General features: G+C 68.5%; 6 protein-coding genes. 4 read left to right on the plus strand and 2 right to left on the minus strand.

All coding sequences use genetic code 11. The features are described 5' to 3' along the window. Together G6028_RS05645 and G6028_RS05650 are read right to left on the minus strand one after the other, a co-directional pair. On the minus strand, positions 1–1112 hold a 1112-nt coding region (locus tag G6028_RS05645; RefSeq protein ID WP_182658291.1), incomplete at its 3' end, for a thymidine phosphorylase. After that, a complete protein-coding gene (locus G6028_RS05650) occupies positions 1109–1537 on the minus strand; it encodes a cytidine deaminase (protein ID WP_182658292.1) in 429 nt (142 codons plus the stop codon). The genes G6028_RS05650 and G6028_RS05645, both read right to left, overlap by 4 nt. A gap of 191 nt (positions 1538–1728) precedes the next feature. On the opposite strand from G6028_RS05650, the gene sdhC reads away from it, so the two are divergent. From sdhC to G6028_RS05670, 4 genes are all read left to right on the plus strand, one after another. Further along, complete coding sequence (gene sdhC, locus G6028_RS05655) at positions 1729–2136, plus strand: succinate dehydrogenase, cytochrome b556 subunit (RefSeq protein WP_182609616.1); 408 nt, start codon at positions 1729–1731, stop codon at positions 2134–2136. Between the two features lie 14 nt (positions 2137–2150). Continuing rightward, positions 2151–2582: a succinate dehydrogenase hydrophobic membrane anchor subunit gene (locus G6028_RS05660; protein WP_179524745.1), complete on the plus strand. Its 432-nt coding sequence runs from the start codon at positions 2151–2153 to the stop codon at positions 2580–2582. A 48-nt stretch (positions 2583–2630) separates the two neighbouring features. Further along, positions 2631–4397, plus strand: a complete 1767-nt coding sequence (sdhA, locus tag G6028_RS05665) for a succinate dehydrogenase flavoprotein subunit (RefSeq protein ID WP_182658293.1) — start codon at positions 2631–2633, stop codon at positions 4395–4397. Continuing rightward, a partial coding sequence (locus G6028_RS05670) for a succinate dehydrogenase iron-sulfur subunit (protein ID WP_182658294.1) occupies positions 4397–5158 on the plus strand: 762 nt, incomplete at its 3' end. The genes sdhA and G6028_RS05670, both read left to right, overlap by 1 nt.

Consider the following 5158-nt stretch of genomic DNA (forward strand, 5'->3'; position numbering starts at 1 on the left):
GCGGGGTCGACGGTCTCGCCAGGTCGGGTACGCCCGGCACCGGCCAACCACGACGCGCGGCCCACACCCAGGGCATCCCACGTCAACTCCCCCGAGTCCGGCGCCCGCAGCTCCTCCGTGTGCGCGGCCACCGGCAGCGCGGCGTCGGGATCGCCGCCCTGGGCGCTGATCATCGCGCGGAACGAGTCCATGGCCCGCCCGTCACGGAGTCGTTCGCGCGGGTCGTCGTCGATCCCGACCGCGGCCAGGGCCTCCTGCGCCAACGCGCAGGTCAGATCGACCATGTCGGGCGGGCCGCCCCCGGCGAGGATCTCTACGCATTCAGCCACCTCGACGGCGTTGCCCACCGCCCGACCCAGTGGCGTGTGGTTGGCGGTCACGAGTGCGCTGGTCCGGACGCCGGCCGCCGTGCCGATGGCGACCATCACCCGGGCCAGCTCGTCCGCGTCGGCGCGGTCGGGTCGGAAGGCCCCGGACCCGCACTTGACGTCGAGCACCAGCGCGCCGGTGCCCTCGGCGATCTTCTTGCTCATGATCGACGCCGCCAGCATGGGGATGGACGGGACGGTCCCGGTGACGTCCCGTAGGGCGTAGAGGGCCCGGTCGGCGGGCGCGAGATCGGCTCCGGCCGCGCAGATCACGGCCCCGGTCTCCTCGAGGATCCGGCGCCTGGTGGCGGCGTCCAGGTCGGCGCGCCAGCCGGGGATCGCCTCGAGTTTGTCGAGGGTCCCGCCCGTGTGACCGAGCCCGCGCCCCGAGAGCTGGGGCACCGCCAGCTCCCAGGTCGCCAACAGGGGGGTCAGCACGAGCGTCACCGAGTCGCCCACACCGCCGGTCGAGTGCTTGTCCACCGTGGGGACGCGACGACCGGCGCGCGTCAGGTCGGACAGGTCCAACCGGGTGCCGGAGTCGACCATCGCCGCGGTCCAGCGGGCGATCTCGCGATCGGTCATGCCCCGGAAGTACACCGCCATCGCCAACGCGGACATCTGCTCGGGGGGCACCACACCGCGGGTGTACCCGTCGACGATCCAGTCGATCTCGTCGTCGTCGAGCTCGTTGCCGTCGCGCTTGGCCTCGATGATCCGCACGGCGTCGATCGACCGGGTCACGTCAGGTCCTCCGGCCCGAAGGCGTCCGGCAGGAGCTCGCCCAGGCGGACGGGGCCGCGGGCGGTGTGGACGACCAGGTCCGGGCCGCCGTGTTCGTGGAGGAGTTGGCGGCACCGCCCGCACGGTGAGAGCGGGTCACCGTCGTGGCCGACGACGACGAGCTCGAGCAGTCTCCCGCCACCCGTGCGGTGGAGGTCGGACACGAGCGAGCATTCCGCGCAGAGTGTGAGCCCGTAGGAGGCGTTCTCGACGTTGCACCCGGTTACGATCCTGCACTCGTCGCCGCCGGGTTCCGACGCCAGGGCGGCGGCCCCCACCCCCAATCCTGAGTACGGCCGGTAGGCGTTCCGGGCGGCCGCCAGCGCGGCCTCGCGCAGACCGTTGACGGCCGCGTTCCTCTGTGCTGCGGTTTCGTCGACCGACACCCTTTTCTACCCTCCGGTAACTTCGATTAGGGTCCCCTAACAGGCATTACCCGTTCGGACCACCGTACCCACCCTGCTTCTCGTCCGCGTCCTCTCAGGTCTAAAGTCCTAGTAGGCGCCCGCTGTGCTCTCGGGCAGGGAACGCGCGCCGATGGCACCACGCCCAGACGATTCGGAGGCACGACAAGCCCATGAGTACTGCGCAGGCGCCGGCGCGTCCGGCCCCCAATAAGAAGATCAGCATCTACAAGGGTGACCCGGGGATGTGGTCGTGGGTCGCGCACCGCATCTCGGGCGTGGCGATCTTCTTCTTCCTCTTCGTGCACGTGCTGGACACCTCGCTCGTCACGGTGAGCCCGGAGACCTACAACGCGGTCATCGACTCGTACAAGACCCCGATCGTCGGGCTCCTGGAGGTCGGCCTGGTCGCTCTGGTCCTCTTCCACGCGCTCAACGGTCTGCGCATCGTCGCCATCGACTTCTGGTCCAAGGGCGCGAAGTACCAGCGCCAGATGCTCTGGGCCGTCCTGGCGATCTGGGTCGTGGTCTTCGCCGCGGCGACCGCCCGCCTCCTCTTCCTTCTCTTCCAGCACATCTAAGGAGAACGATCACCATGGCAGACGCACCTGTTCTCCAGACGTCATACGATCGCCCCGCCTCGCTCGCCCAGCCGCGCTCCCCGCGCCTGCGCTCACGCGGCAACTTCGAGCGCACCGCGTGGATCTTCATGCGCGCCTCGGGCGTCGCGCTGGTCATCCTCACGCTCGGCCACCTCACCGTGGGCCTGATGATCGACGAGGGAGTCCACCGGATCGACTGGGCCTACGTCGCGGATCGCTGGCAGAGCCCGTTCTGGGCCACGTGGGACCTCCTCATGCTCTGGTTGGCACAGCTCCACGGCGCGAACGGCGTCCGGACGGTCATCGCGGACTATTCGCGCAAGGACTCGACGCGGTTCTGGCTCAACGCGATCCTCATCGCCGCGACCGTCCTCGTCCTGGCCCTGGGCACCTACGCCCTCTTCGGCCTCGCCTACGACGTCTGATCGACGCCTGCGGACCGTTCCACTTCGAAAGCGAGCACTGAGAATCCCATGACCGATCGTCAGGTCCACCAGCACCAGTACGACGTGGTAATCGTCGGCGCCGGCGGCGCAGGCATGCGCGCGGCCATCGAGTCGGGCCCGCGGACCCGTACCGCAGTCCTCACCAAGCTCTACCCCACCCGCTCCCACACCGGCGCCGCCCAGGGCGGCATGTGCGCCGCCCTCGCGAACGTCGAGGAGGACAACTGGGAGTGGCACACGTTCGACACGGTCAAGGGCGGCGACTACCTCGTCGACCAGGACGCCGCGGAGATCATGGCCAAAGAGGCCATCACCGCGGTCATCGACCTGGAGAACATGGGCCTGCCGTTCAACCGCACGCCCGAGGGCAAGATCGACCAGCGTCGTTTCGGTGGTCACACCCGCGACCACGGCAAGGCGCCCGTGCGACGGGCCTGCTACGCCGCCGACCGCACGGGTCACATGATCCTGCAGACGCTCTACCAGAACTGTGTCAAGCACAACGTGGAGTTCTTCAACGAGTTCTACGTGCTGGACCTCTGCCTCACCGAGACCCCCGAGGGCCCCGTCGCCACCGGGTGCGTCGCCTACGAGCTCGCCTCCGGCGACCTGCACGTCTTCCACTCCAAGGCCACCGTCTTCGCGACCGGTGGTTCGGGACGGATGTACAAGACCACCTCCAACGCCCACACCCTCACCGGTGACGGCATGGCCGTGGTCTTCCGCAAGGGCCTGCCCCTGGAGGACATGGAGTTCCACCAGTTCCACCCGACGGGACTCGCGGGCCTGGGCATCCTCATCTCCGAGGCCGTCCGCGGCGAGGGCGGCATCCTGCGCAACGCGGACGGCGAGCGCTTCATGGAGCGCTACGCCCCCACCATCAAGGACCTCGCGCCGCGTGACATCGTCGCCCGCTCGATGGTCCTCGAGGTGCGCGAGGGCCGCGGCGCCGGGCCCGAGAAGGACTACGTCTACATCGACGTGACCCACCTCGGCGCGGACGTGCTCGAGGAGAAGCTCCCCGACATCACCGAGTTCTCCCGCACCTACCTGGGTGTCGACCCGGTCACCGAGCTGGTCCCGGTGTTCCCCACCTGTCACTACGTCATGGGCGGCATCCCGACCAACGTCAAGGGTGAGGTCCTCCGCACCAACAACGACGTGGTGCCCGGTCTCTACGCCGCCGGCGAGTGCGCGTGCGTGTCCGTGCACGGGTCCAACCGTCTGGGCACCAACTCGCTGCTGGACATCAACGTGTTCGGCCGCCGGGCGGGGATCGCCGCCGCGGACTACGCTGCAGGCCACGACTTCGTCGAACTCCCCGAGGAGCCCGAGAAGATGGTCCGTGAGTGGATGGAGAGCATGCTCGCCGACCACGGCGCGGAGAACGCCAACGACATCCGGACCGAGATGCAGGCCATGATGGACGACAAGGCGTCGGTGTACCGCACCGAGCAGTCGCTCACCGAGGCGCGTGACGAGCTCCGCGCCCTGAAGAAGCGCTACGCCGACGTCACCGTCAGCGACAAGGGCAAGCGGTTCAACACCGAACTCCTCGAGGCCGTCGAGCTGGGCTTCCTCCTGGAGCTGGCGGAGGTCACGGTCGTGGGTGCGCTCAACCGCAAGGAGTCCCGTGGCGGACACGCCCGCGAGGACTACCCGGACCGCAACGACGACGAGTTCATGAAGCACACGATGGCGTTCAAGGACGGCCTCGGCCTCCTCTCCGAGATCCGGCTGGACTGGAAGCCGGTTGTGCAGACCCGCTACGAGCCGATGGAGCGTAAGTACTGATGACCACCGCAGTCGACACCACCAAGGCCACCGACGGCAAGGACCCGGGCTCGAACCGCCCGGTGCCGCCCGGCTCCACCATGGTCACGCTCAAGATCGCCCGGTTCAACCCGGAGGATCCGGACTCGGCGGGTTGGAAGGAGTACGAGGTCCCGGCCCTGCCGTCGGACCGTCTGCTCAACCTGCTGATGTACGTGAAGAACTACATCGACGGCAGCCTCGCGTTCCGCCGGTCGTGCGCACACGGCATCTGTGGGTCGGACGCCATGCTGATCAACGGGGTCAACCGCCTGGCGTGCAAGGTCCTCATGAAGGACATGCTCCCCAAGGACGGCAAGTCCATCACCATCACCATCGCCCCGATCCGCGGGCTGCCGGTGGAGAAGGACCTGTACGTCGACATGGAGCCGTTCTTCAAGTCGTTCCGTGACGTCATGCCGTACCTCATCACGTCCGGGAACCAGCCGACGGCCGAGCGGATCCAGTCCCAGACGGACCGGGCCCGCTTCGACGACACCACCAAGTGCATCCTCTGCGCCTGCTGCACGACCTCGTGCCCGGTGTTCTGGGCGGACGGGTCGTACTTCGGCCCGGCGGCGATCGTCAACGCGCACCGGTTCATCTTCGACTCCCGTGACGAGGGTGCGGCCGAGCGACTCGAGATCCTCAACGACGCCGAGGGGGTCTGGCGGTGCCGCACGACCTTCAACTGCACCGACGCGTGCCCCCGTGGCATCCAGGTGACCAAGGCGATCCAGGAG

This window comes from Dietzia cercidiphylli, assembly GCF_014145145.1.
GTDB lineage: Bacteria > Actinomycetota > Actinomycetes > Mycobacteriales > Mycobacteriaceae > Dietzia > Dietzia natronolimnaea.

Bases quoted from the DNA above. Each gene is read 5' to 3' on its own strand.
- sdhA (WP_182658293.1), top strand. From the start codon at position 2,631: ATGACCGATCGTCAGGTCCACCAGCACCAGTACGACGTGGTAATCGTC.
- G6028_RS05660 (WP_179524745.1), top strand. From the start codon at position 2,151: ATGGCAGACGCACCTGTTCTCCAGACGTCATACGATCGCCCCGCCTCG.
- sdhC (WP_182609616.1), top strand. From the start codon at position 1,729: ATGAGTACTGCGCAGGCGCCGGCGCGTCCGGCCCCCAATAAGAAGATC.